Annotated in this window: 1 protein-coding gene and 2 pseudogenes; 2 read left to right on the top strand and 1 reads right to left on the bottom strand. The window is 39.5% G+C overall.

Annotated features, from left to right (window positions below; genetic code table 11):
* A partial coding sequence (locus HT729_RS11195) for a cell wall-binding protein (RefSeq protein WP_172932025.1) occupies nt 1-2451 on the bottom strand: 2451 nt, incomplete at its 3' end.
* Between the two features lie 405 nt (nt 2452-2856).
* On the opposite strand from HT729_RS11195, the pseudogene HT729_RS12510 reads away from it, so the two are divergent.
* Nucleotides 2857-2978: pseudogene (locus HT729_RS12510) on the top strand (ISL3 family transposase); the annotation flags it as partial.
* Nucleotides 2944-3310 (top strand): annotated as a pseudogene (locus HT729_RS11190) (IS66 family transposase); the annotation flags it as partial. The pseudogenes HT729_RS12510 and HT729_RS11190, both read left to right, overlap by 35 nt.

Raw genomic sequence — 3310 nt, 5'->3', positions numbered from 1 at the left:
TGGTTCTTCTGGAGCTGCTTCCTGATCAGCTTTTTCTGCTTTTTCAAGCTCTTCAACTTTTGCTTTTGCTTTTTCAGCCTCAGCTTTAGCCTTCTCTAGTTCAGCTTCAGCAGCTGTTTGAGCTTGTTCAGCTTCAGCTTTTGAATTTTCAGCTGCTCTTGCTTCATTATTTTCTTTTTCAGCCTTAGCAGTCGCATCATCAGCTGTTTTCTTAGATTCTGCTGCTTTTTGCTCTAACTCCGCAATTCTAGCATCTGCTTCTTCTTGGGGTTGAACTGGAGTTTCTTCTTCCGTTTTAGCTGGTTCCTTAGCTTTTGCTTCCTTTACTTCTTCAAGGGTCTTATTGAAGTCATCAACACGAGAATTAATATCTTCTGCGTAAGATCCAACAAGGGCATCCGCCTGGTTAAATTCAGCTTCTGCTGCTGCACGAGCTTCTTCCGCTTCTTTGAGTTTTCTTTGTTGTTCCTCCAGAGCTTTAGCTTTTTGCTCAAGGTCGGCTTTGGCTTTGTTAGCTTGCTTGGTTAGAGAGTCAATTTCATCTCCCAATTGATCCGCCTTGTCTTGCAGTTTTTCTGACTCTGGACGTTTGGCATCCTCAGCTTTGGCTTTTTCAATTTGAGTTTTTATCTCTTCAGGAAGATTGCTCTCATTATAAAACTTATTGCTATTTTCAGAGTCAGGTTTATCATCCTCTGTTGGTAATTCATCAAAAACTTGACTAGCCTTGATAGCACCACTTTCAATTGCTTTTAGTAAATCTTCCTTACCGATTGCTGCTTTAGCTGCTTGAATAGCCGCTGCTTTGTCCTTAATCTTGTCGTTAGCATTAATTTCATCTTCTGCAGCCTTCTCAAATTGCGTCAAGGCTGCTTCAAGATCAGCTTTGGCTTGATCTTCGTCTTTCTGTTCTGGACTCTTCATTTCTTCTATCTTGTCAAGAGTCTCTTTGAGTGTGTTAGCACGAAAGTCAATTTCATCCTTATAAGATTTCAGAACTTCATAGTCCTCATCAAGCTCATCTTTGAGTTTATCATATTTTTCTGAACCCTCTGTTTCCTTTTCAAGTTCTTTAACTTTTTTCTCAAAGTCAGCTTTGAGTTTATTAGCTTGCTTGGTTAGAGAATCAATCTCATCTTCCAATTGATCCGCCTTATCTTGCAATTTTTCTGACTCTGGACGTTTCTTGTCTGCTTCTTCGGCTTGCATAACTTTTTGTTGTTTCTCCTGAGGAAGAGAGTCTCTTGATTTATAGACAACACTTTTATCATCCATAACAGGAGGTTTGTTTTCATCTTCCTCTGTTGGCAAGTCATTCAAAACCTCGGTAGCCTTGATAGCACCACTTTCAATCGCTTTTAGTAAATCTTCCTTACCGATTGCCGCCTTGACTGCTTGAATAGCTGCTGCTTTGTCCTTAATCTTGTCGTTAGCATTAATTTCATCTTCTGCAGCCTTCTCAAATTGCGTCAAGACAGCTTCAAGCTCATATTTCGCTTTCGCTTCTGGGTCTTTGTCTCTCGCTTCCTTTGCTTTTTTGAGAGTGTCATTGAAGTCGTCAACACGAGCATCAATATCTTCTTTATAAGACTCAGCCAGTGCTACAGCCTTTTCAAATTCAGCTTGTGCAGCTTCATGAGCTGCTTTCGCTTCTTCTAGTTTTTTCTCTTCTTCTACCAGAGTTGCAGCTTTTTTCTCAGCTTCGGCTTTGGCCTTATTAGCTTGCTTGGTTAGAGAGTCAATTTCATCCCCCAATTGATCCGCCTTATCTTGCAGTTTTTCGGATTGTGGACGTTTGGCATCAGCCTCCTCGGCTTTTTTGATCTTAGCTTTTATCTCTTCAGGAAGAGAAGAGTCTTTGCTAGTAATAACTGGATTTTCATCTTCCTTTGTTGGCAATTCCTTCACAACATCACTAGCCTTGATTTGACCATTTTCAATCGCTTTCAGTAAATCTTCTTTACCGATTCTCTCTTTTGCTTTTTTAATAGCTGCTTCCTTGTCAGTAATACTGTTATCTTCCCTAATTTTATCTTCTGCAGCCTTTTCAAGTTCTGTCAACGCCTTCATCACTGCTTCTTTAGCTTCAGCTTCTTCCTTTTTAGCAGCAGCTAGCTCAGCATCAGCAGCCTGTTTAGCTTTTTCAGCTTTGGCTTTTGCCTCATCTGCAACTTTAGCCTCATCTGCTTCAGATTTCGCTTTCTTAGCAGCTTCTTCAGCTTTGGCTTTCGCTTCCTCTACTTTTTTCTGTAGTTCAGCAACTTTAGCTTCAGCTTCTTTTCTAGCTTCTTCCGCTTTTTCAAAATCCTTTTTAGATTTTTCGGATGCTTTGCTAGTGTTAGTAGTATTTGATTCATCAGCTTTTACAGCCAATTGCTGAACGCTAGTAAGACTAGCCCCTAAAACTACCGCACTGGCTAGGCTAGCAAAAATCATCTTTTTCTTCCCCATTTAGGTCACCTCTTTATTATTATTTTTAATCACCTGAATCACCATCATTATACTCTTCTACAACATATATGTCAAGTATTTTCCCAATGTTTACCCAATATTTATCTAAAATTATGATTCGGACAACTCCCCCTAGTCTGGTCAAAGTGGAAATTGGTCTAAAACAGATTTTTATGGTGGAATTTAGTGTGAGACGTTTGAGTTAGAAATGAGCTCTACTATGACAAAACATAAATACCTGACCCTTTCAGACCCTCATGAATTCTCTAGGCTGGAGATTTTGGCTCTATAATATTTGTAGTAGGAAAATCCCCTATGGATATTATGGAGCCTATTTTGTTGTAGAAAAAAAGTCCCATAAGATCTATAATGAAAAGCAACCAAACCATCATTAGAAAGATTCATATGGAACAATTACATTTTATTACAAAACTACTCGATATCAAAGACCCTAATGCCCAAATTATGGATATCATTAATAGAAGGAAATCATTGCTAAACTGGATTATGAGGCTCCATCTTGCCCAATTCGATTCAGAAGAAGTTCATCATCGCTTAGAGGATTGCATTTGCCCTGACTGTCAGGAAGAGCTAAAAGAGATTGGAGCGAGCCTTCAAGGCCAAGAATTAGTCTTTATTCCTGCGCAATTAAAACGCATAAATCATATCCAACACTCTTACAAATGCCAAGCATGCAGTGAGAAAAATCCGAGTGATAAAATTGTGAAAGCTCCTATCCCTAAAGCCCCTTTGGCGCATAGCCTTGGCTCAGCTTCTATTATCGCTCACACCATCCATCAGAAGTTTAATCTGAAGGTCCCCAATTATCGCCAAGAAGAAATGGGTTTACCAATCACAC

Origin of the sequence: Streptococcus sp. 79 (genome assembly GCF_013277425.1) — a bacterium.
In the GTDB taxonomy this organism is placed as follows: domain Bacteria; phylum Bacillota; class Bacilli; order Lactobacillales; family Streptococcaceae; genus Streptococcus; species Streptococcus pseudopneumoniae.
Note: the sequence above shows the minus strand (reverse complement) of the source record. Positions and strands in the feature narration are given on the sequence as shown.